Genomic DNA, 25,841 nt, shown 5'->3' on the forward strand with positions numbered 1-25,841 from the left:
CCCCCTTGCGGCAGGCGGCCTGGCGCTGGTACAGCAACGCCCTCAGTTAAGCTGCATCTTTTCGCCGGGCTTCAGCACCCTGACCTTGACGCCCATCTCTTGCACCTGGGCGGCGAACGCCTGCGGATCCTGGTTGATCACGTCGAAGGTCTGGTAGTGCATGGGCACCACCGTCTTGGGCCGCAGAAGGGAGACGGCATGCACCGCGTCGTCCGGCCCCATCGTGTAGTTGTCGCCGATGGGCAGGAATGCGACATCGATAGGGTGGCGCTGCCCGATGAGCGCCATGTCCCCGAACAGCGCCGTGTCGCCGGCGTGGTACACCGTCTTGCCGCCCGCCTTGACCAGGAACCCACAGGGGTTGCCCGTGTAAGTGATGCGCCCGCCGTCCACCACCGCTGAACCGTGCCACGCCGGCGTCAGCTTCACCCACCCCCAGTCGAAGGTGTGGCTGCCGCCGATATGCATGTCGTGGGCGCTGGCACCGTGCTGCTTGCAGTACGTGGCAAGCTCGAAGGGTGCCACGATGGTCGCGCCGCTGGCCCTGGCGATGGTGAGGGCGTCGCCCAGGTGGTCGCCGTGCCCGTGCGTGATCAGGATGGCCTTTGGCCGGAAGTTTTCGGGTTTCGCCCCCGCTTGCTGCGCCAGGCGGTTACCCGTGATGAAGGGATCGATCAGCACGGATCCCCCCGGACCGCTCACCTCCACGAACGCGTGCCCCCAGAAACGCACCTCCATGCCCGCCACCACTCTCCCTTCACACACCCGCTTTCAGGGCGGCGATGATGGCGTCGGCCATCTCCTTCGTCCCGACGGCCGTCGGGTCGTCCCGATCGGGCTTCATGTCGTAGGTGACGTAGCGGCCCTCGGCGATGACGTGGGCGACGGCGCGCTCGAGCCTGTTTGCGGCATCCTCCTCGCCCAGGTAGCGCAGCATCAGCATGCCGGACAGGATCAGAGCCGTGGGGTTTACCTTGTTGAGGCCCTTGTATTTGGGCGCCGACCCGTGGATAGCCTCAAAGACCGCATAGTCGTCGCCAATGTTGGCGCCGGGCGCAACGCCAAGCCCCCCGACAAGCCCCGCCGCGAGGTCCGAGACGATGTCGCCGTACAGATTGGGCAGCACCAGCACGTCGTAGAGCTCCGGCTTTTGCACGAGCTGCATGCACATGTTGTCGATGAGCCGTTCCTCGTACTCGATGCGCCCCTCGTACTCCCTGGCCACCTCCCGGGCAACCCGGAAGAAGAGCCCGTCGGTGAACTTCATGATGTTGGCCTTGGTCACCGCGGTCACCTTGCGGCGGGCGTTATTCACGGCATACTCGAACGCGTAGCGCACGATCCGCCGCGACGCGCTCTCCGAGATGGGCTTGATGGAGATGGCGGAATCCGGCGCGATCTTCCCCTTGCCCATGGCGATGACCTGCTTCGCTTCGGGCGTTCCCAGGTCGAACTCCACGCCGGCGTAGAGGTCCTCGGTGTTCTCCCGGATGATCACCAGGTCTACCTGCTGGTACGGCGAGCGCACGCCCTTGTACAGCTTGCAGGGCCGCACGCAGGCGTAAAGCCCGAGCTCCTGGCGAAGCGCCACGTTGACGCTGCGAAAGCCGGTGCCGATGGGGGTGGTGATGGGCCCCTTCAGCGCAACCCTGTTGCGGCGCACCGAGTCGAGCACGCCCTGCGGCAGCGGCGTGCCGTACCGCTCCATCACGTCGACGCCGGCATCGACGACCTCCCACTCGATGGCCACCCCGGTGGCCTCAATGACCCGCCGTGCCGCCTCGGCCAGTTCAGGGCCCGTCCCGTCGCCTGGAATCAATGTTACCCTGTGTTTCAATGCTACTTAACCTCCTCCGGTGCAGACGGATCGCATTCCCTAATGAGTTTAGAGTTCATAAGCCCAAATGCCTTCCCGGAACGCCAGCCGGGGTACGTTGAACTCCCGGTAGAAGGGTTCCACGTCGCCCGTGCTGCCCCTGACCAGGAGTTCGAGCTGCTGGCGGGCGAGCGGGAAGCCCGGCACCCTCTCCCCGACGCCCGCGACGAAGCGGCTCAAGCCCATGGGAACGTGGAAAAGGCGCGGTCTCACCCCGATGCGCTCGGCTACCGCACGCACCAGATCCTGGTAGGTCATGCGGTCGGCGCCGCCGACGTCGATCACGCGCACGACCGGCCCGGCGGGCGCTGCCGGCAGCGGGGCCGCCGAGGCCTGGGCCACGGCCTGGGCCATCACCCACACCGGTACGGGCTGAAGCTGGTACGACCCGTCGCCAAAGATGGGCAAGACCGGAAACCGGCGCAGCATGCCGGCAAGCAGGCTCACGAAGCCGTCTCCGGGGCCGTAGATGACGGAGGGGCGAAAGATGACGGTATCCACAAAGCCATGCCGCCGCACGATCTGCTCCGCTTCGCCCTTGGTGCGGGGGTACGGGAGGGGGTCGGCGGGGTTGGCACCCAGCGCGCTCATGAGAATGAACCGGGCAATCCCGGCCGACCGCGCCGCGCCCGCCACGCGGCGCGTTCCTTCCACCACCACCTCGTCGAAGGTGATGCGCCGCCTGGGCGCTTCCCGGATAATGCCCACCAGGTGCACCACGGTGTCGGCGCCGGCAACCAGTTCGGATAGGGCGCCCATGTCCGCCAGGTCGCCGTCGATGACGCGCCCGCCGGCCTTTGCCAGCTCGGCCAGCAGGCGGTTGGCATCCCGGGGGCGCTGGTGCTCCCGGCCGGGCCGCCGGAGCAGTGCGACGTCCAGGCCGTGCCGCATGAGGGCCCGCACCACCGCCCGCCCGACAAAGCCTGTGCCGCCGGTAACCGCAACCTTCCTGATCGTGGCCGGGGCCCCCCGAGGAACCCAACGACTTGTGGCGAATCGTGCCGGTGTTGCCCGTTGGCTCCCTTTTTCGTCTCCCGTGAAGGAAGCCCTCCAGAGGCAGGAGGCACTCAAGTCGCGTGACCGGCACCCTTGTAAACACCGCGGCCATCCTCGCGGGCAGCACCATCGGCATGCTGGTCAGAAGCCGCGCCTCCAACGCAGCGGCGGTCACCGTCATACAGGGGCTGGGGCTTGCGACCTTGTTCATCGGCTTCGAGATGGCTTACCGCTGGATGGTGTCAGAAAGCCCCCGAGCCTCGGTTCTGCTGGTGCTGTTGAGCATGGCGTTGGGAGGGTATCTGGGGGAACGCTGGCGGATCGAGGCGCGCCTTGAGTCCCTGGGGGAACGGGCCCGCAAGGCCTTCGAACGGCGATTCGGACGTGAGGACGGGGAGTTCGCCAGGGCCTTCGTGGCCTCGAGCCTGCTGTTCGCCGTCGGCCCCATGGCCGTCGTGGGGAGCCTCAGCGACGGCATGTTCGGCGATTCCCGGCTGCTCCTCACCAAGTCGGTCATGGACGGCATTGCGTCAGCGGCGCTGGCCGCCACCATGGGACCGGGGGTATACCTCTCGGCCGGAAGCGTCTTTGCCTACCAGGGAGCCCTGACGCTGGCGGGCGCCTACCTGGGGCGCTCCTTCGGCCCGGCGACGCTGGCGGCCCTCAGCGCCTCAGGCGGCCTGCTCATCGTGGCCATCGGCCTCAACATGGTGGGCGCGACGCGGATCGCCACCGGCAATTTGCTGCCGGCGCTGGCAGTAGCCCCGATCCTTGCGTGGATCTGGCCGTACCTGGGGCTGCCCTGAACAGGTCATCCCAGCGGGATCAGGGCGAGGCGCGCCAGCCGGAGCAGGGGCTCGGGCCACACCCCAAGCACCACCACCGCGACTGCCGCAGCGGCGGCAGCCACGCCCAGCACGCGGCGGTATGGCGCCGCAGCCCTGGCATGTCCTGTGCCCCCCGCAAGCCCGCCGGCCGGCGCCATTCCATCGGCGCTGACGCCTTTGCGGCGCTGCCGGACGATCCGCTCCACCAGCTTCAGGTAGGGATACGCCAGGATAGCCGTGGAAGCCGCCAGAAAGAACGCCAGCCACGAAGCTCCCTCACGCACGGCCGATCCAACCAGCAGCACCTTTCCCACGAACCCGCCCGTCAGCGGCATGCCGACCAGCGCGAGCAGGAAGACCACCATGACCCAGCCGGCCAGCGGGTCGCGGGCCGTGGCGCCCTCGAAACCCTCGAGGAGGTAGCTTCGCCGCGGGCCCGGCTGCAGCATGGCGGCCGCGACGAAGACGCCCAGGTTCATCAGGGCGTACGAACCGAGGTAGAAGAGCGCGGCCTCTATGCCGCCCTGCGTGAAGTGGGGCAGGGCAATCATCAGGTAGCCCGCGTTGGCGATCCCGGAGTAGGCCATCAGGCGGCGAAGCTCCGCTTGCCGCAGTGCTCCCAGGCTGCCCACGGCCATGCTGAGGGCGGCGAGAAGCCACAGCACGCCCTGCGCCGCCTCGGGTGCGGCCATCGCCACCCGGAGCAGAGCCGCAAACGCCGCCGCCTTGGTGGCAACCGACATGAAGGCCGTGACGCCAAGCCCCGCCCCCTGATAAGCATCCGGGGCCCAGGCGTGGAACGGGGCCAGCGCCAGCTTGAAACCAACGCCCACCAGCATCAGCAGGAAACCGCCCACGAACAGCCGGGAGTCGCCCAGTTCGGCGCCGCTTGCCGCAATCCGGTCAAGCGACAGGCTGCCCGCGGACCCGTACACCATTGCAATGCCGAACAGAAGCAGCGCCGACGCGACCGAACCCAGCAGCAGGTACTTGAACGCCGCCTCCCGGGCCTGCGGGTTCTGGCGGTGGTACGCCACCAGCGCGTACAGGCTGAGCGACAACAGTTCGAGCCCGAGGAAGACGCCGGCCAGCGTTTGGGCGCTGCCCAGCAGGCCCATACCGGCCGCCGCCAGCAGCAAGAGGGCAACGAAGGCGGCCGGCTCGTCCGAGTCAAGCGCCGGAGCCGAAATGGCCAGGCTCAAGAGCGCGGCGACCAGCACCACCCCGTATGTGATCGTGCTGAGCCCGTCCGTGGCTAGCCGCGCCCCGCTTGGCTGCGCCCAGACGGGTGCGCCCTCCGGCGGCCCCTGCACCGGTACCGGGGTGCCCGGGATAACCAGGCTCAAGGCAGCCACCGCCAGGGCAAGCACCCCGAGCGCCACCACGCCTTTCGCCCTCCACGGCCCCCGCCCGGCGAGCTCGGCCACCATCACCACCAGCGCGCCTGCGGCCAGCACCACGGCGGGCGCCGCGGGGGATGGAAAGATCTGGCTCACACCCATGGCCGTCAAACCGAAACCACCACCCATATGAGCAGGACGGCCGCGGCGCCCAGCAGCATCAGGACGTAACGGCGCATGAACCCGCTCTGCGCTCTCCCCAGTATGGCGCTCATGTGCGCGGCAAGCTCGGCCACACCGTTGACGCCCCCGTCAATGCTGCTCGCTTCGACGTGCCGGTCAACCCACGCCGCTGCGCGCACGGCCGGGTCCACCAGGATGCGCCGCAGCGTGGCGTCGATGTAGAGCCCGGCGCCCCACGCCGCCGCCACCCGGGCAGGAGCCGGTCGCCTGCAACCGGCGGGCCCCCGGGCCGGGCCATACAGATACCAGGCCGCGAAAGCGCCCACCGCCGCCAGCAGCAGCGGCATCCACGCCACGAGAGCGGGAGCATGGGCCGCTTCGGCCGCCGCGTCCACCTCGAGCGCCCCGCGGAAGCGCTCGAAGACCGGGCCCAGGACTTCCACCGCCCACCCGGTGCGACCCGGTACCCAGACCCACCCGGCTACGGTGGCGAGCACGGCCAGCACCGCGACGGGCAGGCTCATGGCCTGCTGCGCCGCCCGCTCCCCGATCTCACCGGGCAGTTGCGCGGCGTAGGAGGCGTGCCCGGCCGCGCCGGCCGCCTGCTGCCGCACGGCTTCTCCTTCGGGCCCCGCGAAGATCAGCGCCAGCATGCGCACCGAGTAAAACGCCGTAAGGCCGGTGCCCGCTGCGGCCATGGCCCACAGCCCGTACGCCCCGCGCTCCCAGGCGGCCTCAATGATGGCCTCCTTGCTGTAGAAGCCCGAAAACGGCGGCACCCCCACCATGGCCAGCGCACCCACCGCATAGGCCGCGTACGCAAGCTTCAGCGCCCGCCCGAGGCCGCCCATGCGGAGCATGTCCTGCTCACCGCCCAGGTGGTGGATGACAAGACCCGCGGCCAGGAAGAGCAGCGCCTTGAAGAAGGCCTGGTTGTAGAAGTGAAAGACGCCCGCCGCCTCGGCCTGCAGCCCGACGCCCAGGATCATGTACCCGATCTGGCTCATGGTGGAGTAGGCCAGCACCCGCTTGATGTCGGTCTGCCCGCACGCAACCAGAGCGCCGAACAGGGCCGAAAGCCCCCCGACCCAGGCCACCGCAGCCCCCGCCGCCGGAGCGGCCGCGTACACCGGGTACATCCGCGCGGTCAGGTAAACACCCGCCGTCACCATCGTGGCCGCGTGGATCAGGGCGCTCACCGGGGTCGGGCCCGCCATGGCGTCCGGAAGCCAGACGTGCAGCGGAAGCTGCGCCGACTTGGCGGCCGCACCCCACAAAAGCAGCAACCCCGCAACCGTCAGCGCCCCTTCGCTCAGGCCCCCGAGGCGTTCGAACAGCTCATAGAAGCGAACGGTGCCGGTCTCTCTCCAGAGCAAGGCGGTTCCCAGCACGATGCCGAGCTCACCCGCGAAGGTTACGAGGAACGCCTTGGTCGACGCAGCCCGGGCGTCTGCCCGGTGATACCAGAAGCCGATCAACAGGTACGAGGCCAGCCCGACATTGGCCCACCCGATGATCATGCCGACAAGGCCGTCGCTCAGCACGAGCAGGCTCATGGCGAAGATGAAGTAGTTAAGTTCGGCGAAGTACCGGGCAAAGCCCGCATCACCGGCCATGTAGCCCACCGAGTAAACGTGGATGAGGAAGCCGACCCCGGTCACGACAAGGGCAAACCACAGCGACAGCCCGTCACCCAGGAGCGAGAGCTCGATGCCAAAAGGCGCGCCGCCCGCCTTCGCACCCGGCACAGCCGCGGCCTGCCAGAACGGCCAGAGCCTGAACAACAGGCCCGCGTACCCTTCGCCGCCCGCCTGCTGTCCGAGGTGTGTGACAAGCGCCCCTACCGCCGCCACAAAGGCCAGCCCCGCCGCGCCCACGCCGACCCAGGCCACCGTGCGCGAAGCCATCCGCCGCCTGCCGAGCGTGATGGTCAGCGCGCCCAGCACGGGCGCGAGGATGATCAACAACAGCCAGGGGCTCTCAACGAAGCTAGCAGCCATCTGCACCGCTTCCGTCACCGCTTGAACGTCCGTCGGCACGCGCCGTGGTCGCCTCCCTGAACTCCGCTAGCCGGAAAGCTCTCGTATTTCGTCCGCGTCCACTTTCTCGCGCGGGCGGAAGATGAGCACGACCAGCGCAAGCCCGATGGCCACCTCGGCGGCAGCCACGGTCATCACGAGAAACGCCAGCACGTGCCCCGACATGTCCAGGTACCGGCGGGCAAAGGCGATGAACGCCAGGCTCGCCGCCCCCCACATGACCTCCACGGACATGAGCATGGCGAGCGGCGAACGCCGTACCATCACGCCAAGGGCGCCAATACCGAACAGGATGCCCGCCACGGCCACGTAAGCTTCGAGGGGTGCACCCGGCATCGTCACCGCCACCTCCGGCCTCCTCCAGCGGCTCCCGCCACGGCCTGCCGTCCGGCGTCTGTGCCGCCGGCCGCCGCTTCCAACCCTGCTGCCGCAGTCTCACGGCCCGCAACGGGCTCTTCAGCCACGACGTCCACCTGCGGCCGCTCCGCCCGCTGCCCCACGATGACCATGACGCCCACCATGGCCACCAGCAGGATGAGGCCCACCACTTCCAGTTCGAACGGGAACCCCTCGAGCAGCACGCGCCCGAACTCCGTAACGCTGCCGAATTCCTCAGGCGCTGCCTGCCACGACGGCAACCCCGGCCCCGCCGCCAACCCGGGACCCAGAACGGCCACGAGGAGCCCCGCGATCAGCACGGCTACCGCCCCGACCGCCATGGGAAGCTGGCTCCTGAGCCGGTCGTAAGGGTCCTCGGCCGGGCGCTTTCGGGCGCTCAACAGCGAGATGACGAACAAGAAGAGCACCATGACGGCGCCGGCGTAGATAATGATCTGGGCGACGGCCAGGAACTCGGCGTTGAGCGACAGGAAAAGCGCCGAAAGTCCCGCGAAGTTGACCAGCATCGCCAGTACCCCATGCACCGGCGTCGCCGCCACCACCACGCCCATGGCGCCCGCAACGGCCACCGCCGAAGCTGCCAGGAAGAGAAGCGTCATGCGTCCACCGCCCGCTGCGCCGGCACCGCCGGCCGTTCTTCCGCCTCGCGCTCCGGGCGCTCTTCACCCTCGACGAGCGGACGGCGCCCTTTGAACGGCGGGTACACTTCCTCCGGGATCGCAAACGCGCTCGGCTCCCGGGAGACCAGGATGTCGCGGCCGTACACCAAAGCCCCCCGCGAGAAGGCGGCCATCTCGTACTCCTGCGTCAGGTGCAGCGCCTCCGTCGGGCAGGCCTCCTCGCAAAGCCCGCAGTAGATGCACCGGAGCATGTCGATCTCGTACCGGAAGGCGTACCGCTCGCCGGGCGAGTGGGGGGCGTTCGGGTCGTTCTCGGCCGCGTACACCGTGATGGCGTTGGCCGGGCACGCCACCTGGCAGAGTTCACACCCCACGCACATCTCCATGCCGTTTTCATAGCGCCGCAGTTCGTGCCGGCCCCGGAAGCGCGAGCTCCGGGCCCGGCGCCGGTCCGGGTACTGGATGGTGTGCTTGCGCTCCAGCAGGATGCGCATGGTGGTCGCCATGCCCTTGACGATTCCCTTTAGAGCGGACATCGTCTTACGACTCCCCCCACGAGGCCGCGGCTCACACTCACGCTGCCAGCGCCGCCCAGGCGGCGTAGACCACCAAATTGGCGACCGACAGCGGCAACAGCACCTTCCATCCCAGCGCCATCAGCTGGTCGTAGCGGAGCCTGGGAAGCGTCGCCCGGATCCAGATGAAGAAGAACAGCACCGCTGTCACCTTGCTCAGGAACCACGCCACCGGCGGCAGGAACGCGGGCCCCGCCCAACCGCCCAGGTACAGAAGCGTGATGAGGCTTGACTGTGTGATGAGGTTCACGTACTCGGCCATGACGAACATGGCCATCCGCAGCCCGCTGTACTCCGTGTGGTAGCCGGCCACCAACTCCGTCTCCGCCTCGGGCAGGTCGAAGGGTGTGCGCGCCGTCTCCGCCGCGGCACATACCAGATAGATGAGGAAGCCGACGGGCTGAACAAGGGCAAACGGCAGCGGCCCCTGCGCCGCCACGATGTCGGAGAGGCGTACCGAACCAGCCATCACCAGCACGGCCAGCAGGTTCATGGCCATGGCGATCTCGTAGCTGATGAGCTGGGCGCTTGCTCGGAGGCCCCCGAGCAGCGCGTACTTGCTCTGCGACGCCCACCCGCCGAGCGACACCCCGTAAACGCCCAGAGAGCTGAAGGCGAGCAGTACCAGAATGCCGGCGCCCGGATCAGCGATGCTCAGGGGAATCGTGCGCCCCGCCACCGTCACGGGCGGCCCGATGGGGATCACCGCGTAGGCGGCCAGTGCCATGACGAGGCTGATCACCGGAGCCCCCAGGTAGACGACCCGGTCGGCTTCGGCCGGTATGACGTCCTCCTTCAAGAGCGCCTTCACGCCGTCGGCCACGGGCTGCAGCAGGCCCCAGGGCCCGGCCCGGTTGGGCCCCAGCCGCATCTGGAAGTAGCCCAGTATCTTGCGCTCAAAGAGCATGAGATAGGCAAAGGCGCCCAGGAGCAGCAGCACCAGCACCAGCGACTTGACGGCGGCGCCCAGGACCCAGAGAAGTCCATCCACGGCCGTTTAGCCCACCACCTCGGGGGTGCGAACCTCAAGCGCAAGCACTGCCGGGTACGGATTCGACAGGGCGGTGAGCTGCCAGGCCGAACCTCCGGCGGCGCCCACCGGCACGCCAAGGCTACCCTCGCAAATCGATGCCTCGATGCGCGCGGCCGCCCGGATCTCCCCGTGGGCCGTCCGCACCTCGACCTCGTCCCCCTGGCGAACTCCCAGGCGCTCTGCATCGGCCGGATTGAGCCAGACCGCCACGGGCTCCCGGTGCTTGCGGAAGACGGGGTCAAACTCCACGGTGCCGCCTCCGCCGTACAGCCGCACGAGCGGCACAACCCGCAGCGCCGCCGCCGGGTGCGCCATCACCGGTCCGTTCGCCACACCCCAGATCCGCCGGGCTTCGGCGGGCGAGAGCGCGGCCACCGCCTCGGACGGTGGCGGCATGCTCCTGTCGTGCCCATCCGCGCCCAGCCGGCGTAGCAGATCCGCCAGGATCTCCCCGTCGGGTCGGCCCGCACCGTCGGGCGGCAGAACGGCCTCCAGGCGATGGGTCTGGCCGTCTATGTCCACCAGGGTCCCGGATCGCATGATGGACGGCACCGCAGGCAGCACCAGGTCCGCCGCCCGGGCCGTTTCCGTCACGAACAGGTCCTGCACCGCCACGAACGGCGTCCTCGAAAGCGCCGCCTCGACGAGCGCCCGGTCGGGAAAGGTCTCCAGCAGATTGACCCCGACGAGGTACAGCACCTGCATGCGGCCTTCGGCGGACAACTTGAGCATGCCCGCCGTGTCGAGCCCCCCTGGGCCAGGCAACATCCCGGCCGCCTCCGCCGCGCGGCTCTGGGCCTGCGCTCCCGGCACCAGGATGTGAACCTCCGAGCCGCCGTGCTCCAGCGCCCCGGCAAGCTCCAGAACCGTCTCGCCCACAGCCGCCGCCGAGCCATCCCACGCGCCCCGGCCGTCCCACACGATGAACGACCGGGCGCCCTTGACGCCGGCCACCGCGGCCGCGACGTCTTGCGCTATCTCCCGCAGCGCGGCCGCCATGTCGAACCCTGCGGCCGGTACGTAGCGCACCCGGCCCCGGTAGCGCGGTCGCACCGGCCCGACCGCGAAGATGGCCGCCCTGCCTTCCGCGCCAGCCCTGCGAACTGCCAGGTCCAGCACCGGCGCCTGTTCGACGAGAGGCTGGCCCACCAGCACGATGACATCGGCCCGATCCAGGTCAGCCACCCGCCCGCTGCGCCCGGACGGCGTGGCGAGCGACGCAACGGCCTGATCCGCCACCCGGTGGTCCCGGTTGGGCGTCCCGATGGCCTCGGCCAGCCGCCGTAAGCGAGCCGCCTCCTCGGCCAGCAGCGCTCCGCCGCCGATGATGCCGACGCTGCCCGGCCCGTGCTCGGCCACCGCCCGCCGGATGGCCTGCTCGAGCCTCTGGAGCGCCTCGTCCCATCCGGCCAGCTCCTTCAGCGCCCCCCGCCCGGCCAGCGGCTGCGCCACGCGCTGCGGCGACTGCACGTACTGGTAGTTGAACCGCCCCCGGTCGCACAGCCACCCCATGCCCCGGGCCCCCGGCACGTCCTCGGAGGGCGTGTGGTACGCCGCCATCAACCCGCGAGTGCCGAAGGTGTTCTCCTCCGGCGCCCCCTGTGACACCACCCGCATCAGGCGCCCGTGCCGGAAGTCGAGCCGCACCGGGCAGTGGATCGGGCACAGGGTGCAAAACGATGCGACCGGGCTCACGTCCCACGGCCGTGCCCGGAAACGGTAGGGTGCGGACGTAAGCGCGCCCACCGGGCATAGCTCGGCGGCGTTTCCGGTGAAGTAGTGAGCGTAAGGCTGCCCGCCGGCGGTGGTGACCACCGAGTCGACGGCGCGTTCGCCGATGACGAGCTGCGCTTCCGTCGCCACCTCGTCGTCGAAGCGCACGCACCTCCGGCAAAGGATGCACCGCTCCTCGTCCAGCACGATGAACGGCCCGAGTTCCACCGCCTTGCGGCGGCGCACCTTGGCGTCGGCCAGCCGGCTCGTCGCCGGCCCGTAGTTGAACGTCATATCCTGGAGTTCGCACTCGCCGCCCTTGTCGCAGACCGGACAGTCCAGCGGGTGGTTGATGAGCAGGAACTCCAGGATGCCCTTCTGGACCTCCTGGACCTCGGGGTCGCGGGTGTCCACCACCATGCCGTCGGTAACCGGCGTGGTGCACGCCGGCACCAGCTTCGGCATCTTCTCGACCTTGACCAGGCACATGCGGCACACGCCGGCCGGCTTCAGCTTCGGGTGGTAGCAGAAGACCGGGATGTGGATGCCCGCCTGGCGCGCCGCCTCCACCACGAGCGTGCCCTTCGGCACCCGCACCGTGCGGCCGTCGATGGTGACGGTGACCTGCGCCTCGGAAGCAGCGGCGTCGCTCATGCCACGTAAGCCTCCTGTGCGCAGCGGCCCACGGTCACGTGAGCGCGGTATTCGTCCGCAAAGTGCTTGAGGCTCGAGTTCAGGAAGCCCACCCCCGCGTCCGCCAGCGGGCAGATCGTGCGGCCCGCGATGTGCCCCGGCAGGCTCTTCAGCACGTCGATGTCGTCTGGCCGCCCGCCGCCCTCCTCGATCCGCCGCAGGATCACGGCCGCCCAGTGGAGCCCTTCGCGGCACGGGGTGCACTGGCCGCACGACTCGTGCGCGTAGAACTCCGCCAGCACCCGGGCCGCCCGCACGATGCAGTCCCGGTCGTCCAGCACGATGACCCCGGCTGAACCCAGCATCGAACCCGCCTGTGCGACCGAGTCAAAGTCCATGGGCACGTCCAGGTGCGCTTCGGTGAGCAACGGCGACGACCCGCCGCCGGGCAGCACCGCCTTGAGCCGGCGCCCCGGCTCCAGGCCTCCTGCGTGCTCGAAGAGGATCTCCCTGAGCGGCGTCCCCAGCGGCAACTCGTAGTTGCCCGGCCGCCGCACGCGCCCGCTCACTGAGAAGATCTTGGGCCCGGGGCTCTTCGGGCTGCCGATCGAGGCGAACCACTGCGCCCCGCGGCTGATGATGGGCGGAATGCACGCCAGCGTCTCCACGTTGTTGACGACCGTCGGCATCCCGTACAGGCCTGCGGTCGCCGGGAACGGCGGCCGGATCCGCGGCTCCCCCCGGCGGCCCTCCAGCGAACTCAGGAGCCCCGTCTCCTCGCCGCAGATGTAAGCGCCGGCGCCGCGGTGGATGGCGATCTCCAGCGAAAAGTCCGACCCGAGCACCCGCTGCCCGACGTACCTGCGCTGCCTGGCCTGCGCGAGCGCGCGGGTCAGCACCTCGTACGCCTGGACGAACTCGCCCCGCACGTAGATGAACGCCCGCGCGGCGCCGATGGCGTAGCCGGCCAGCATGATGGCCTCGATGATCAGGTGCGGGTTGCGTTCGAGGAGCAGCCGGTCCTTGAACGTGCCCGGCTCGCTTTCGTCCGCGTTGCAGACGAGATACCGGGGCCTGCCGTCGTTCGGCAGGAAGCTCCACTTCTTGCCCGTGGGAAAGCCGGCGCCGCCCCGCCCCCGGAGGTTCGAGTCGGTGACCTCCTTCTGGACGTCCTGGGGGGTCATCTGCCGTACGGCCTTGCGCAGCGCCCCGTAGCCGCCCTGCGCCTCATAGACCTCGATGGACTCGAGGGCGAGCTTCCCGATGCCGGCGGTCAGGACCGGCTCAAACGCGGCCGCCATCGGAGTGCTCCTCCTCGTGCGGCAACCGGGCCCGGTCGGCCAGCTCGGCAATGGGCACGCCCTCTTTCAGCGCGTCGATGACCCGGTCCACGCGCTCGGGCACGGCCTTGTGGATGTAATACCCGTTCACCTGCAGCACGGGCGCTTGATCGCACGCGGCCAGGCACTCGCCCGTCAGGCGAAGCGTAAACAGCCCGTCCTCGGTCGTCTCCCCGGCACGCACGCCGAGCCGTTTTTCCAGGTGCTCGACGAGCCGCCCCGCTCCCCCCAGCGTGCAGGGCAAATTGGAGCAGACCGTCAGGGTGTAGCGCCCCGCCGGGCGGCGCAGGTAAAGGGCGTAGAAGGACGCGACCGACTCGACCTGCGCCGGGCTGAGTTCCAGGATCTCGGCAACGGCCTGGATGTCGTCCCGGCCGATGTACCCCCGCTCCTCCTGGGCGAGGTGCAAGAGCGGCATGATCGCGGACCGCTTCTCCGGGTAGCGGCTCAGGATCTCGTTGACGGTCTCGTGCCGCTCGGACCACTTCGGCTTCATGCCCTTGTCACCGGTCCACCTCTCCGAAGACGGGGTCGATGCTGGCGATGATGGCCACCATGTCGGCGATCAGGTGGCCCTCGAGGATCGCCGGCAGCGCCTGGGTGTTGTAGAAGGACGGCGGACGCACCCTCACCCGGAGCGGCCGGTTGCCGCCATCCGAAACCACGTAGAAGCCGATCTCCCCCCGGGGGCTTTCCACCGCCTGGTAGACCTCGCCGGCCGGCACGTCGAAGCCGTAGGAGACCAGCTTGAAGTGGTGGATGAGAGCCTCCATGCTGCGCTTGACCTCCTCCTTGGGAGGCAGCACCAGCTTGCGGTCCTCGACACGCCACGGGCCCTCAGGAAGTCCGTCGAGAGCCTGCCGGGCAATGCTGGCGCTCTGCTCCATCTCGGCCATGCGAACCACGTAACGGTCCCAGACGTCGCCGTGCTCCCCGACCGGCACCTCGAACTGGAACTCCTGGTAGCCGCTGTATGGGAAGGCCTTTCGAACGTCGTACGGCACACCCGTGGCGCGCAGGTTCGGCCCCGTCAGTCCCCAGGCGATGGCCTTTTCCGGGGAAATAGCCCCAACCCGGCGGACGCGGGCGAGCCAGACAGGGTTTTCGTCGAGGATGCTGCGAAGCTGGGCCATGCGCTTCGGGAACTCGCGCAAATAAGCGTCCACCATGCGGGCAAAGCTGGGCGGAACGTCCCGCGCCAGGCCACCGATGCGGAAGTAGCTCGGGTTCATGCGGGCGCCCGAGGCCTCTTCCAGGATGTCGAGGATCCCCTCGCGCAAATCGAAGGCGTAAAAGAAGATGCTCTGGGCACCCAGGTCAAGGGCGTGGGTGCCAAGCCAGACGCAGTGGCTGGCGATGCGCTGCAGCTCCGTCAGGAGCACCCGGATGTACTGCACCCGCCGGGGCGCCTCGATCTGCAGGAGCTTCTCGACCGCCAGCACGTAGCCCAGGTTGTTGGAGAGAGGCGACAGGTAGTCCATCCGGTCGATGACCGTAATGGCCTGCTGCCAGGTGAGGTTCTCGGCGGACTTCTCAATGCCCGTGTGAAGGAAGCCGATCTCCGCCTCGGCCTTCGCAACGTTCTCGCCGTCGAGCTCCAGGATCAGCCGCAGCACCCCGTGGGTGCTGGGGTGGTGGGGCCCAACGCTTACCGTCATGCGCTCCTGCTGCAGTTCGTCGGCCCACATCTGGCCGCTCATGCCCGACCATCCTTCTTGCTCTCCCTGCCGTCTGCCCGCACGGCGGAGCCGCCGCCAGGCCGCGACGGGGCCTGATCTCCCGGCGCCGCAGCCGAGTCGAGCCGCAGCGGGAAGAATCGACCCTGCAGGGCCTGCGGCCGGCCGCTGCGAGCGGGTCCGCGCAGGGGGTAATCCTTGCGCAGCGGGTGGCCCTGCCAGCCGTCCGGCATCAGGATCCGCTCCAACTTCGGATGGCCCGTGAAGCGCACCCCGAACAGGTCAAAGACCTCCCGTTCGGCCCAGTTGGCCGAAGGCCACAGGTCGCTCAGGCTCGGAACCTCCGGGTTTGACTCGGGCAAGGCGACGCGCAGCCGGATGCGACGGAGCCGCTGGAGATCAAGCAGGTGGTAGACCACCTCGTAGCGTTCCTCGGCCGGCCGCCGCCCCAGGTAGTCCACGCCGCCGACGTCCAGCAGCATAGCGTAGCCCTCATCCTTGAGGAACTGCGCCACCGCCCGGAGCGCGCCTGGCCGCACTTTCACAACCGGCATGTCAAAAGAAGCGGGGTAGACTTCCACGTCGTCCCCGAATGCGGAGGCGACTTTCTCTGCCATTTCGAAGGGGAGCCGGGCGGCGGCGCCGCCTGCCGGCCGGTCCTGCTGCGGGGCCATCACGCCGTCCGCCAAGGGCGCACGCCCGCCTTCCGATCGGTGGTTTGGATACGCTGCTGGAGCTTGATAATGGCGTCGAGCACCGCCTCAGGGGTCGGCGGGCACCCGGGCACGTACACGTCCACCGGGATGATTTCGTCAACTCCCTGGACGATGGCGTAATTGTCGAAGATGCCGCCACTGGACGCGCACGCGCCCATCGCGATGACCCACTTGGGCTCCGGCATCTGCGCGTACAGGCGGCGGATCACGGGGGCCATCTTATGGGAAACCCGCCCCGAGACGATCATGAGGTCGGCCTGCCGGGGCGACGCCCGGAACACCTCCGCACCGAATCGCGAGGCGTCGTAGCGCGGCCCCACCAGGTTCATCATCTCGATGGCGCAGCAGGCAAGCCCAAAGGTCATGGGCCAGATCGAGGAGCGCTGCGCCCAGCGGGTGAACTTGTCGACGGTGGTCAGGAAAAAGGGTTGACCCATTACTTCCATTCGAATCCCCCCTTCTTCCAGACGTACGCGTCGCCGATGGCCAGGATCAGCAGAAACAGCCCCATCACCGCCAGCCCGTACCCTGCGAAATTACGGATCTGGACGGCCCACGGGTAAAACGCGACGGTCTCCACGTCGAAGATAACGAAGAGCATCGCGACAACGTAAAACTTCACAGGAAAGCGCCCGAGCAGGGGCGGTGTGGGGTAGCCGCTCTCGTAGGCTTCGGCCTTGACCGGATCAGGGTGGCGCCCGCCGACCCTGGCAGCCAGCGCGCTTATCCCGAGAACGACGACCAGGACCACCGCCAGGTAGATTCCAAGGGCAGCGTACGCGTCCACCCCGGGCAAGCCCCCCAAGATCCCACAGCTTGACGGCACCGGCTTCCCGGCCTTCTCCGAGCAGGTCCCGCCCCTATTTGTGACAACCGGCACTAAAACAGCGCAATAAAAGTGGCGGTTATCTGCCGGGGATACCGCCCGCATGCCGCAGCCGTCTCAGAAAAGTATAGAACGCACCGTTCGGCCTTGCAACTCATCCGCCGCACTCTTTTCCAGCACCTGGAGGTCCATCGCCCGAATCTCCAGCCTGTTGCGACAGCCGCGGTTCGGTAACACTTACTCGTGAGTGCACGTTCTTCGCCAGGCCCCGAACCCGTCTACTTCGCCTCGTTTCCCCTCGCGGGCAGGAAACCTCCCCGGGGCACCTAAGGGGGCTTGTATGGCGCGACTGCTCGTGATTGCCAACCGGCTGCCCGTGACCGTGGTGAAGCGCAAGGACGGGCTGCGCTTGCACGCAAGCCCTGGAGGGCTGGCCACGGGGCTCTCCTCGTACTTCAAGGACGGCGGGGGCGTGTGGGTCGGCTGGCCCGGCATCGCCCGGGAACGGCTCACCCCTGACGAACGCCGCGACGTGGAGGAACGCCTGCGGGCCCGAAACTGCGAGCCGGTCTTCCTCGGCCAGGAGGAGGTCGACCGGTACTACCTGGGCTTCTCCAATCGCACCCTCTGGCCCCTGGCGCACTACTTCCCGCAGCACACCGTTTACGACCGCTCGCTGTGGGAAGCCTACCGGCAGGTCAACGAGATGTTCTGTGAGGCCGTGGCGGACCTGGCGGAAAGCGGCGACACCGTCTGGGTGCACGACTACCAGCTGATGCTCCTTCCGGCCATGCTTCGCTCGCGGCTGCCCGATGCGGCCATCGGCTTCTTCCTGCACATCCCCTTCCCCGCCTTCGAGGTCTTCCGCTTGCTTCCGTGGCGGCGGGAGATCGTCGAAGGGCTGTTGGGCTCGGACCTGGTCGGCTTTCACACGTACGACTACGCCCTGCACTTCCTCGAAAGCGTCCGCCGTCTGCTGGGCGTAAGCGACAACGTGGGCCGGATCGCGTGGCAGGGGCGGCTCGTTCAGGTGGACGCCTTCCCCATGGGGATCGACGTCGAGCGCTACGCCGAAGCCGGGAGGCTGGCCGAAGTACAGGACCAGATCCGCAGGGTGAAAGCGCAGCTGGCGCCGGCGCGGGTGGTTCTCTCCGTGGATCGCATGGACTACTCCAAGGGCATCCCTCAGCGGCTGGAGGCGTTCGACCTCTTCTTGGAGCGCGAGCCGCAGTACCGGGAGAAGGTCACCATGGTCATGGTGGCCGTTCCGTCGCGCACCGAAGTGCCGGCGTACCAGGCGCTCAAACGGGAGGTGGACGAGCGAGTCAGCCGCATCAACGGCAAGTACGGCACGCTGGCCTGGGTGCCGATCCGCTACCTGTACCGATCCCTGCCCTTTGCCGCCCTGGCTGCCCTGTACCAGATCGCCGACGTGGCGCTGATCACGCCGCTGCGCGACGGGATGAACCTGGTGGCCAAGGAGTTCATTGCCAGCAAGGCGGACGGGCGTGGCGTGCTGATACTCAGCGAGATGGCCGGTGCGGCCAAGCAGCTTCCGGAAGCGCTGCTCGTCAACCCGAACAATGTCGAGGAGGTCGCCTCGGCGCTTTTCACGGCCCTTACCATGAGCGAGGAAGAGCAACAAGAACGCAACCGCGTCATGCAGGAGCGCCTGCGGCACTATGACGTGAAGTGGTGGGCGCAGGAGTTCTTGCAGCGCCTGCGGAGCGTACGGGCGGCGCAGCGGGAACTCTCCGGCCGCCGGCTGGCGGGCGTGGAGAGGCGGAACCTGGTGGAGGCGTACCGCCGGGCGGCGAGGCGGTTGTTGCTGCTCGACTACGACGGCACGCTCGTGCCCTTCGCGGGGCGGCCGGAGTCCGCGTTTCCTGACCGGGAGCTCCTCCGGATCCTCGGCGCCCTGTGTGAGGATCCGCGCAACACCGTCGTCTTCGTCAGCGGGCGGGACCGGGGGACGCTGGGCCGCTGGCTGGGCCACCTGAGGGCGGGGATGGCGGCCGAGCACGGCGTCTGGATGCGTTTGCCGGGGGGCCGGTGGGAGCTGGTCGAAAGGGCGGACGCGGCCTGGAAGGAGGCCATCCGGCCGGTTCTCGAGCGCTTTGCCGCCCACACGCCGGGCGCGTTCGTCGAGGAGAAGGACTTCTCCCTCGTCTGGCACTACCGGCAGGTTGACGCCTCGCTCGCCACGGTCCGCGTCGGGGAACTCAAGTCCGCCCTCATGCACCTGACGGCACGCCTCAACGTCGGGGTACTGGATGGCGACCGCGCCATCGACGTGAAGGACGCCAACATCAACAAGGGCCGGGTGGCAGGCCGGTGGCTGGGGGGCGGCGTGTACGGTTTCATGCTGGCCGCCGGTGACGATACCACCGACGAGGACATGTTCGCCGCCATGCCGCCCGAGGCGTACACCATCAAGGTACGGTTCGGGCCGACCCGCGCCCGTTTCTACGTGGAGAACTCGCAGGCGCTTCGCGAGCTTCTGGCGGAACTCGTCGAGGGCGGGCAGCAGGGAACCCGGCTCCCCCTGCGTATCTAGCCCTCGGCCCGAGAATTGTGGTTCGCTCCAGGAATCCGGCCTTTCATGATGCCGTCCGGTGGAGAGGCGGCGAAAGCTGTCTGTGAACGCAGGTGACGACGCAAGCACCGGCAGCCTTACCCTTTCCGGGCTTCAGCTCCTTGACCCCACCATTCCCGAGCGGGCCGATGCCGGCATCATCGGCAACGGCGAGACGGCGGCCATCGTCGGTCGCCACGGCGCCGTCACCTGGTGGTGCGTACCGAGGTTCGACGGCTATCCCGTGCTGGCGTGGGCCCTGGACCCGAGACGGGGCGGTTACCTGGACGTGGCGCCCGACCCCCCCGCCCCTTTCTCGGCACGCCTGGCAGGCGCGCGGCAGGCGTACTACGAGCGCAGCAACGTGCTCGTCACGCGCGTTGAGACCGAGGCGGGAGCGGTGGCGTTGGTCGATCTCTTCCCGTGGCAGCAGCCGGGGCTGGTTCGGGAGGTGTGGCTCTCCCGGCCCATGGCGCTCGCTCTCTCGCTGGCGCTGACGCGGGCATCGGTCGGCGGCGCCTGGCACGCCGTCTTCGGCTACCCGCTGGCGCTCGAAACGCGAGATGCTGCCATCGCCGTCGTGCTGGAGCCCATCGCCTCGGAGGCGCTGGCCTCCCAGGCCTCCTGGTGGGATGAGGAGGCTTGCCGCCTGCGGCTTTCCTTCAGGGGGAGCCATCCGGCCCTGGAAGGCTCCCATGCTCCCGACCACACCCTGCTCGGCGGCCTGTGGCCGGCCGGTCGAATAGCGGTGGCTTACGGGCGAGGGGTCGCGCAGGCGAGGAACGCCGCACGGGCGCTCGTGCGGGTCTCCCCGGCCACGGCCGTGGAGGCCGATCGCGAGTGGCTGCAGGTGGGCACCCTGCCGCCCGCCGTCTCCCCAGCCCATCGGGCGCTGCTCGAGCGCAGCCTGCTGGCGCTTCGGGCCCTGACCTTCCCGAAGACGGGGGCCGTCCTGGCGGCCGCCACCGCATCCTGGCCCGCCACGCCGAGCGGTGACCAGAACTGGGACTACCGCTACGTGTGGCTGCGCGACGGCAGCTGGACGGCACAGGCGTTCGACCGGCTCGGGTTTCACCGGGAGGCGCGGGCCTTTTATCGTTTCGCCTTGCGCATGCAGGGCCCGGACGGGCACTGGGCACAGCCGCTGTTCACGGTGGACGGCCGGGTGCCGTACGAGATGCTGGCGCCCGAGCTTGCCGGCCCCAACGGGGAACGTCCCATCCGCTTCGGCAACGCTGCCGCCCATCAGCTCCAGCTTGACAACGAGGGCAACGTGCTGGCCGGCATCGCCGGTCACGGCAAGCTGACCGGCGATGCGGCGTTCCTTTGGGAGGCCTGGCCGGGCGTGAGGAAGGCGGCGCAGTGGCTCGAGGCCAACTGGCAGCGTGAAGAGAGCGGGATCTGGGAACTGAGAGAGTTTACCGCCCACTGGCTTTACGGAAAGGCCGCCGTTGCCCTCGGGCTCAGGAGTGCCGCCGCCGTGGCGCGCCGTCTCGGTGAGGCGCCGGATGCGGCCATCCGCTGGGAACGCCTGGCGCAGGCCGTCGCACGGCAGGCATTCGAGCGGGCCTGGTCAGAGGGACGCGGCGCCTGGATGCGCATCTACACCGACCGCGGCCCTGCCGAGCAGGAACCCCTGGACATCTCGGTGCTCGCCGGCGTCATCTGGGCGCTGGTGGACCCGCGCTCGCCACGCGTCCGGTCGACGCTTCAGGCCATGCACCAGCCGCCGGCTCGGGGCGGACTGGTGGTGGACGGCGGCGTCTACCGGTTTGCGAACGGTCACCTGCCCTTTTACATGGCGGGGTTCTGGATGGTACGGGCGCTGCGCCGCGCGGGCCTCGTGGATGCGGCCTGGAAGCTTTTCGAGGCGCTGGTACGCGGCGCCAACGAACTGGGGCTCATGGCCGAACACCACGATCCCTCCACGGGGAAACAGTGGGGCAACTTCCCGCAGGCGTTCAGCCACGAGGAACTGATCCATGCCCTCGTGGAACTCTACGAACCGGCCGTCATTGCGGCTCCCTTCCCAGCAGAAACCCGCCCACCAGAAGAGCCAGTACGGCAAGTGTCACCAGGGTGAACGTGCGATCCCGCTGGGCGGCAAAGATTGCCACGGAGGCTGCCACCCGGAAGACCGGAGTCAAGAGCAAGACCAGGAGCCCCGCCTGGATGACAGCAGCCGGCCGGCCTTGCAGGGCGCCGGCGATGACGTCGCCGACCCGGGTCGGGTACGCCGCCGCCTGGTAACCCGTGTTGCCTTGCACAATCCAGAGGAGCACGCCGAGCCCGATGACCGCCGCGGCCGCCAGCACGCCTAACTGCAGGATGCGGCTGATGACGACCTCCATCTCCAGGCCGGCGGCCTCCCCCCGGCGGCGAGCCACGGGTTCGGCCGTGGCGACTGGCTCTATCGGCACCCTGGCCTGTCCACCTTTCACGTGCCCACGATTCCCTTCCAGAGCATCTCCGCCGCCATGTAGACGAGGATCGGCACGAAGACGTACCGAACCGCCCGGCCCCTCAACCGGGGCAGCAGCTTGCTCCCCGCCCACGCACCCAAAAGAACGCCCAGCGCAACCGGCGCCGCCAGCGTAGGATCCACGTTTCCCCGGGCAAAGTGCACGCCGGCGCCTGCCGCGGCGGTGACCCCGATCATGAAGTTGCTGGTTGCCGTCGACACCTTGATGGGCAGCCCCATGACCATGTCCATCCCCAGCACCTTGAAAACCCCTGACCCAATCCCGAGCACCCCCGAAAGGGCGCCGGCCGCCCCCATCACCGCAAAGCCTCCTGCCAGCCGCCCGGCGCGGTACGAGACGACCCTGTGGCCGGCATCGTCGTAATAGCTCCCCTCCAGGCCCAGCCGGCGGGCCCACCTGCTCTCAGCCACCCTGCCCGCACCCTCGAGGTGCCGCCGCTGGAACATGCCGTACGCCGAGTACAACAGGAGCGCGCCAAAGACCAGGTACAGCCCGCGGACGGGCATCAGGGACGAGACGTAAGCCCCCACCAGCGCTCCCGACGCGGTCGCCACCTCGAGGAACATGGCGATGCGCAGGTTAGTCAGGCGATCCCGCACGTAAGCCACCGCGGCACCGCTCGAGGTGGCGATGACGGAGACCAGGCTGGCCCCGATCACGTGGCGGATACTATAGCCGAGCCCCGCCGTAAGCACGGGGACGACGATCACCCCGCCGCCCAGGCCCAGAAGGGACCCCACGAACCCGGCCACCATCGAGATGCCTAGCACCACTGAGAATGCCACAGGGTCGAATGCCAAGGAGGATACCACCTGCCTGCCGGTCCCTACCAGCATACCTCCGCGCCACGCGCCACCGCAATGGGCCATGCTTGACATCCAGCCGGGCTGATGGCACGCTCGTGTGGGATCTCCAACCTCTCCAGCGCCTCACCAGCGCTTCGAGGACCGCTGGTTTCAGGGGCTGTCACCGGCAAGCGAGGGAGCACTGTGTGCCCGGCGTCGTAAGCACAGCACCGCTCATGAATGCTTACGGTTTTGGGAACGGCAGCCGAACGAAAGGAGCCACGCGATGGATCATCACGACACAGCCGCTACACCTTACCTCATCGGGCCGGTGGAGTTGGAACGCCAGGATGAGCGGCGGCTTGTGCTTGCGACGGCAAACGGCGGCGAACTCGAGGTTAGCGCCTGGGCACCCGACGTGGTGCGAGTGCGCTACATCCCTTCGACCCGTCCCCCTGCCACCATCGGCTGGGCCCTGATGTCTCCGGAAGGTTCGCCGGAGAGCTTTCCCGTAGAGATCACGTTTGGCGGGGAGGCGTGGGCTCTGTCCACGCCTCGCCTTACCGCGCGGGTGGACCGCCGCACCGGCGCCGTCGCCGTCGACGCAGCCGGTCACCCGTCCCCGATAGCCGAAGACGACCCGGCAGGGCCGATCCGTGAGGAGCCCCTCGCCGGCCTGCCCGGCACCGACACGGGCACTCACCCGGTGCGCATCCGCGCCGCCAAGCGCTTGCCTCCCGGCGCCATGTGCCTGGGGCTCGGCGAGAAGGCCGGCTGGATGGATAGGCGGGGCCGCGTCCTCGAGATGTGGAACACCGACGTCCTCCCCCACCTACCCGACACCGACCCGCTGTACCAGTCGATCCCGTTCGTCATCGTCTACGAGCGGGGCCGGGCGTGGGGCCTGTTCCTTCACAACACCCACCGCACCGTCTTCGACCTGGGCTCCGGCCGGCCCGACCGCCTGGAGTTCAGCGCCGACGCCGGGCAGCTTGACTACTTCGTCCTGGCTGGCCCCACCCTGCCGCAGGTGGTCTCCCGGTTCTCCGACCTCACGGGCCGCATGCCGCTGCCTCCCCGCTGGGCGCTCGGGTTTCAGCAGAGCCGGTGGGGCTACATGACCGCCGACGAGGTGCGGGAGGTCGCCTCCGAACTGCGCCGCCGGGCCATCCCGTGCGACGTCATCTACCTGGACATCGACTACATGGACGGCTACCGGGTGTTCACCTGGGATCCGGCGCGCTTTCCCGATCCGCAGGCCCTTCTCGAAGAGCTGCGGAGCCATGGCTTCCGGGTCGTCACCATCGTGGACCCGGGTGTCAAGATCGACGAAGAGTATCCCGTCTACCTTGAGGGCCTGGAAAGCGGCCTGTTCTGCCGGCGGGCCGACGGCGACCGCCCGTTTGAGGGCAAGGTGTGGCCCGGGCCTACCGTCTGGCCCGACTTCATCCGGGCCGAGACACGCCGCTGGTGGGGCCGTTGGCACCGGGTGCTCCTGGACGCCGGCGTCAGTGGCATTTGGAACGACATGAACGAGCCGGCGAACTTCCGCCACCCCCTGCCGACCGGCACGCTCGATCCGGGCGTGCGCCACGGACCCGACGCCGAACGCCCCGCCGAGGAGCGGCGCGAGCTCCTTCACACCGAAGCCCACAACGTCTACGGCCTTCTGATGAGCAAGGCCGCTTACGAGGCGCAACTCGCCCTGCGCCCCGGCGTGCGCCCCTTCGTGCTGAGCCGCTCCGGCTTCGCCGGCATTCAGCGCTACGCGGCGGTCTGGACGGGGGACAACTCGAGCTGGTGGGAGCACCTGGCCATGATGGTGCCTCAACTCATCAACCTGGGACTGTCCGGCGTGGCGTTCGCGGGCGCCGACACCGGGGGCTTCGCGGGGCACGCCACGGGCGAACTGCTGGCTCGCTGGACCCAGGCCGGCGCCTTCACGCCGTTCTTCCGAAACCACTCGGCGATGAACACGCGCCGCCAGGAGGTCTGGCAGTTCGGCGAACACATCGAGGCCATCTGCCGCCGCGCCATCGAGTGGCGCTACCGGCTCCTCCCCTACCTCTACGTGCTGTTCTGGGAAGCCGCCTCGAACGGGACGCCCGTCATGCGCCCGCTCTTCTGGCACTTTCCGGGCGATGCGTCCGCTGAACGCCTCCAGGACGAGTGGCTGCTGGGGGCCCACCTCCTGGTGGCGCCGGTCACCCAGCCGGGTGCACGCCACCGCACGGTGTACCTGCCCGAAGGGGAGTGGGTTCACCTGTGGCGGCCGCTTCGCCTGCTGGGCCCGACCCACACGGCCGTCGAGGCGGAGCTTTCGGAGTTGCCGGTCTTCGTCCGGGCCGGGGCGCCGCTCTTGCTCGGCCCCGTCCCGGCCCATACGGGCGAGCTTGCCCGGGACGGGCGGGTCAGCGTCTGGATGGCGGCGCCGTCCGCCGCATACCTGGAGCCAAGCGGCCAAGACTTCTGGACGTGGCTCTACGAAGACGACGGGGAGAGCCTGGCCTACCAGAGCGGCGAATTCGCACGCCGGCGCTTCGACGCGGCCTGGTCGGACGGGTCGGGCAAGCTGCGCCTCCAACTCTCGTTTTCGGGCCGGGACGGCCGCTTCCGGCCGGCGCGGGAGTGGTTGGAGGTGGTCGTCGACCGGGTCTGGCGTGCGCCCACCTGGGTCTCGTGGCAGGGCGCCGAGCTCTCCCGGACCGGCGAGCCGCTGCGCCCGGTCTTCGAGGACCAGGCGAACCCCGCGGCGGCATCCGAGTCCCGGTGGTCGGCCCAACCGGCCTGGTACCACGACGCTACCGCGGGGCGGGTGGTCGTGCGGGTGCCGGAGCGCCCCGAACCCGGCGAGCTCCTGGTCGAGTGGTAGGCGGCAGGGCTACATCATCGGCACTTGGCGGATGAGGCGGCCCTCGATGCGCTCGAAGATCTCGTCCAGGCTTGGCCCCGTGATCGTCAGGCCGTGGTTGCGGAGCCCGATGACCGCCCGCCCAGGGTCCGGCGCCTCCCGCACGAGGTTGGCCACGGACTGGGCGAGCTCCAGTGTCCCGCACGGGTAGTTGACCAGCGTGGACCTGATGCCGTCCATCCACGCGTGCACGTGCAGGATGGCGCCCACCTGCGGGTGCTCGGTGTAGATCATCCAGTGTTCGATGGCGTCCACCGACACCCGGCGCGGCGTCACGTTCGGCGGCACGCTGAGG

General features: G+C 69.0%; 21 protein-coding genes and 2 pseudogenes. 4 read left to right on the plus strand and 19 right to left on the minus strand.

Going from position 1 to position 25,841, the window contains the following annotated elements:
* Window positions 1-42 precede the first annotated feature (42 nt).
* Genes AB1609_00945 through AB1609_00955 form a run of 3 tightly spaced genes read right to left on the minus strand, consistent with a single transcriptional unit; the run spans window position 43 to window position 2,947 of the window.
* Window positions 43-738: a metal-dependent hydrolase gene (locus AB1609_00945; protein MEW6045043.1), complete on the minus strand. Its 696-nt coding sequence runs from the start codon at window positions 736-738 to the stop codon at window positions 43-45.
* Window positions 739-757: 19 nt separating this feature from the next.
* On the minus strand, window positions 758-1,837 hold the full coding sequence (locus AB1609_00950) for an isocitrate/isopropylmalate dehydrogenase family protein (protein MEW6045044.1): 1,080 nt from the start codon (window positions 1,835-1,837) through the stop codon (window positions 758-760).
* 48 nt (window positions 1,838-1,885) lie between these two features.
* Entirely contained in the window at window positions 1,886-2,947 is a 1,062-nt protein-coding gene (locus AB1609_00955; GenBank protein MEW6045045.1) for an NAD-dependent epimerase/dehydratase family protein, read from the minus strand.
* Between the two features lie 5 nt (window positions 2,948-2,952).
* Between AB1609_00955 and AB1609_00960 the strand changes: the two genes are divergently transcribed.
* Window positions 2,953-3,678, plus strand: a complete 726-nt coding sequence (locus AB1609_00960) for a DUF554 domain-containing protein (protein ID MEW6045046.1) — start codon at window positions 2,953-2,955, stop codon at window positions 3,676-3,678.
* A gap of 5 nt (window positions 3,679-3,683) precedes the next feature.
* On the opposite strand, the gene AB1609_00965 is transcribed toward AB1609_00960, so the two are convergent.
* The 13 genes and pseudogenes from AB1609_00965 to AB1609_01025 form a co-directional block, all read right to left on the minus strand.
* Window positions 3,684-5,201 (minus strand): proton-conducting transporter membrane subunit, encoded by a 1,518-nt coding sequence (locus AB1609_00965; protein MEW6045047.1) that lies wholly within the window; start codon window positions 5,199-5,201, stop codon window positions 3,684-3,686.
* A gap of 5 nt (window positions 5,202-5,206) precedes the next feature.
* The gene (nuoL, locus tag AB1609_00970; GenBank protein MEW6045048.1) at window positions 5,207-7,261 is read right to left on the minus strand and encodes an NADH-quinone oxidoreductase subunit L; all 2,055 of its coding nucleotides are present in this window, start codon (window positions 7,259-7,261) and stop codon (window positions 5,207-5,209) included.
* Window positions 7,262-7,288: 27 nt separating this feature from the next.
* Window positions 7,289-7,597: an NADH-quinone oxidoreductase subunit NuoK gene (gene nuoK, locus AB1609_00975; protein ID MEW6045049.1), complete on the minus strand. Its 309-nt coding sequence runs from the start codon at window positions 7,595-7,597 to the stop codon at window positions 7,289-7,291.
* Between the two features lie 2 nt (window positions 7,598-7,599).
* Window positions 7,600-8,259, minus strand: a complete 660-nt coding sequence (locus tag AB1609_00980) for an NADH-quinone oxidoreductase subunit J (protein ID MEW6045050.1) — start codon at window positions 8,257-8,259, stop codon at window positions 7,600-7,602.
* Complete coding sequence (gene nuoI, locus AB1609_00985; GenBank protein MEW6045051.1) at window positions 8,256-8,816, minus strand: NADH-quinone oxidoreductase subunit NuoI; 561 nt, start codon at window positions 8,814-8,816, stop codon at window positions 8,256-8,258. The genes AB1609_00980 and nuoI overlap by 4 nt, the downstream gene beginning before the upstream one ends.
* A gap of 37 nt (window positions 8,817-8,853) precedes the next feature.
* On the minus strand, window positions 8,854-9,846 hold the full coding sequence (nuoH, locus tag AB1609_00990; GenBank protein ID MEW6045052.1) for an NADH-quinone oxidoreductase subunit NuoH: 993 nt from the start codon (window positions 9,844-9,846) through the stop codon (window positions 8,854-8,856).
* 6 nt (window positions 9,847-9,852) lie between these two features.
* On the minus strand, window positions 9,853-12,255 hold the full coding sequence (locus tag AB1609_00995) for a molybdopterin-dependent oxidoreductase (protein MEW6045053.1): 2,403 nt from the start codon (window positions 12,253-12,255) through the stop codon (window positions 9,853-9,855).
* Window positions 12,252-13,535 (minus strand): NADH-quinone oxidoreductase subunit NuoF, encoded by a 1,284-nt coding sequence (gene nuoF / locus AB1609_01000; protein ID MEW6045054.1) that lies wholly within the window; start codon window positions 13,533-13,535, stop codon window positions 12,252-12,254. The genes AB1609_00995 and nuoF overlap by 4 nt, the downstream gene beginning before the upstream one ends.
* On the minus strand, window positions 13,519-14,070 hold the full coding sequence (locus tag AB1609_01005; GenBank protein ID MEW6045055.1) for an NAD(P)H-dependent oxidoreductase subunit E: 552 nt from the start codon (window positions 14,068-14,070) through the stop codon (window positions 13,519-13,521). The genes nuoF and AB1609_01005 overlap by 17 nt, the downstream gene beginning before the upstream one ends.
* A 7-nt stretch (window positions 14,071-14,077) precedes the next feature.
* The gene (nuoD, locus tag AB1609_01010; GenBank protein ID MEW6045056.1) at window positions 14,078-15,274 is read right to left on the minus strand and encodes an NADH dehydrogenase (quinone) subunit D; all 1,197 of its coding nucleotides are present in this window, start codon (window positions 15,272-15,274) and stop codon (window positions 14,078-14,080) included.
* Between the two features lie 161 nt (window positions 15,275-15,435).
* Window positions 15,436-15,939, minus strand: a pseudogene (locus AB1609_01015) (NADH-quinone oxidoreductase subunit C).
* 32 nt (window positions 15,940-15,971) lie between these two features.
* A pseudogene (locus AB1609_01020) lies at window positions 15,972-16,412 on the minus strand (NADH-quinone oxidoreductase subunit B family protein).
* On the minus strand, window positions 16,403-16,753 hold the full coding sequence (locus tag AB1609_01025; protein MEW6045057.1) for an NADH-quinone oxidoreductase subunit A: 351 nt from the start codon (window positions 16,751-16,753) through the stop codon (window positions 16,403-16,405). The pseudogene AB1609_01020 and the gene AB1609_01025 overlap by 10 nt, the downstream one beginning before the upstream one ends.
* A 379-nt stretch (window positions 16,754-17,132) precedes the next feature.
* Here AB1609_01025 and AB1609_01030 point away from each other — a divergent pair, with 379 nt between their 5' ends.
* On the plus strand, window positions 17,133-19,349 hold the full coding sequence (locus tag AB1609_01030; GenBank protein ID MEW6045058.1) for a bifunctional alpha,alpha-trehalose-phosphate synthase (UDP-forming)/trehalose-phosphatase: 2,217 nt from the start codon (window positions 17,133-17,135) through the stop codon (window positions 19,347-19,349).
* An 82-nt stretch (window positions 19,350-19,431) separates the two neighbouring features.
* On the plus strand, window positions 19,432-21,450 hold the full coding sequence (locus AB1609_01035) for a glycoside hydrolase family 15 protein (protein ID MEW6045059.1): 2,019 nt from the start codon (window positions 19,432-19,434) through the stop codon (window positions 21,448-21,450).
* On the opposite strand, the gene AB1609_01040 is transcribed toward AB1609_01035, so the two are convergent.
* Both AB1609_01040 and AB1609_01045 read right to left on the minus strand, forming a co-directional pair.
* Window positions 21,380-21,787 (minus strand): DUF1634 domain-containing protein, encoded by a 408-nt coding sequence (locus AB1609_01040; protein ID MEW6045060.1) that lies wholly within the window; start codon window positions 21,785-21,787, stop codon window positions 21,380-21,382. The genes AB1609_01035 and AB1609_01040 overlap by 71 nt on opposite strands.
* 17 nt (window positions 21,788-21,804) lie before the next feature.
* The gene (locus AB1609_01045) at window positions 21,805-22,605 is read right to left on the minus strand and encodes a sulfite exporter TauE/SafE family protein (protein ID MEW6045061.1); all 801 of its coding nucleotides are present in this window, start codon (window positions 22,603-22,605) and stop codon (window positions 21,805-21,807) included.
* A gap of 316 nt (window positions 22,606-22,921) precedes the next feature.
* On the opposite strand from AB1609_01045, the gene AB1609_01050 reads away from it, so the two are divergent.
* The gene (locus AB1609_01050) at window positions 22,922-25,507 is read left to right on the plus strand and encodes a TIM-barrel domain-containing protein (protein MEW6045062.1); all 2,586 of its coding nucleotides are present in this window, start codon (window positions 22,922-22,924) and stop codon (window positions 25,505-25,507) included.
* Window positions 25,508-25,516: 9 nt separating this feature from the next.
* Here the strand turns inward: AB1609_01050 and AB1609_01055 are convergent.
* Window positions 25,517-25,841, minus strand: a 325-nt coding sequence (locus AB1609_01055; GenBank protein ID MEW6045063.1) for a class II aldolase/adducin family protein, incomplete at its 5' end; no start/stop codon positions are given.

It is taken from the genome of Bacillota bacterium, assembly GCA_040754675.1.
Lineage (GTDB): Bacteria > Bacillota > Limnochordia > Limnochordales > Geochordaceae > Geochorda.

Coding starts and splice junctions, on each gene's coding strand:
- AB1609_00965 (MEW6045047.1), bottom strand. CDS start 5,201: ATGGGTGTGAGCCAGATCTTTCCATCCCCCGCGGCGCCCGCCGTGGTG.
- AB1609_01050 (MEW6045062.1), top strand. CDS start 22,922: ATGGATCATCACGACACAGCCGCTACACCTTACCTCATCGGGCCGGTG.
- AB1609_00995 (MEW6045053.1), bottom strand. CDS start 12,255: ATGAGCGACGCCGCTGCTTCCGAGGCGCAGGTCACCGTCACCATCGAC.
- AB1609_00945 (MEW6045043.1), bottom strand. CDS start 738: ATGGAGGTGCGTTTCTGGGGGCACGCGTTCGTGGAGGTGAGCGGTCCG.
- nuoD (MEW6045056.1), bottom strand. CDS start 15,274: ATGAGCGGCCAGATGTGGGCCGACGAACTGCAGCAGGAGCGCATGACG.
- nuoF (MEW6045054.1), bottom strand. CDS start 13,535: ATGGCGGCCGCGTTTGAGCCGGTCCTGACCGCCGGCATCGGGAAGCTC.
- AB1609_01045 (MEW6045061.1), bottom strand. CDS start 22,605: ATGGTGGCCGGGTTCGTGGGGTCCCTTCTGGGCCTGGGCGGCGGGGTG.
- AB1609_01030 (MEW6045058.1), top strand. CDS start 17,133: ATGGCGCGACTGCTCGTGATTGCCAACCGGCTGCCCGTGACCGTGGTG.
- AB1609_00980 (MEW6045050.1), bottom strand. CDS start 8,259: ATGACGCTTCTCTTCCTGGCAGCTTCGGCGGTGGCCGTTGCGGGCGCC.
- AB1609_01005 (MEW6045055.1), bottom strand. CDS start 14,070: ATGAAGCCGAAGTGGTCCGAGCGGCACGAGACCGTCAACGAGATCCTG.
- nuoK (MEW6045049.1), bottom strand. CDS start 7,597: ATGCCGGGTGCACCCCTCGAAGCTTACGTGGCCGTGGCGGGCATCCTG.
- nuoI (MEW6045051.1), bottom strand. CDS start 8,816: ATGTCCGCTCTAAAGGGAATCGTCAAGGGCATGGCGACCACCATGCGC.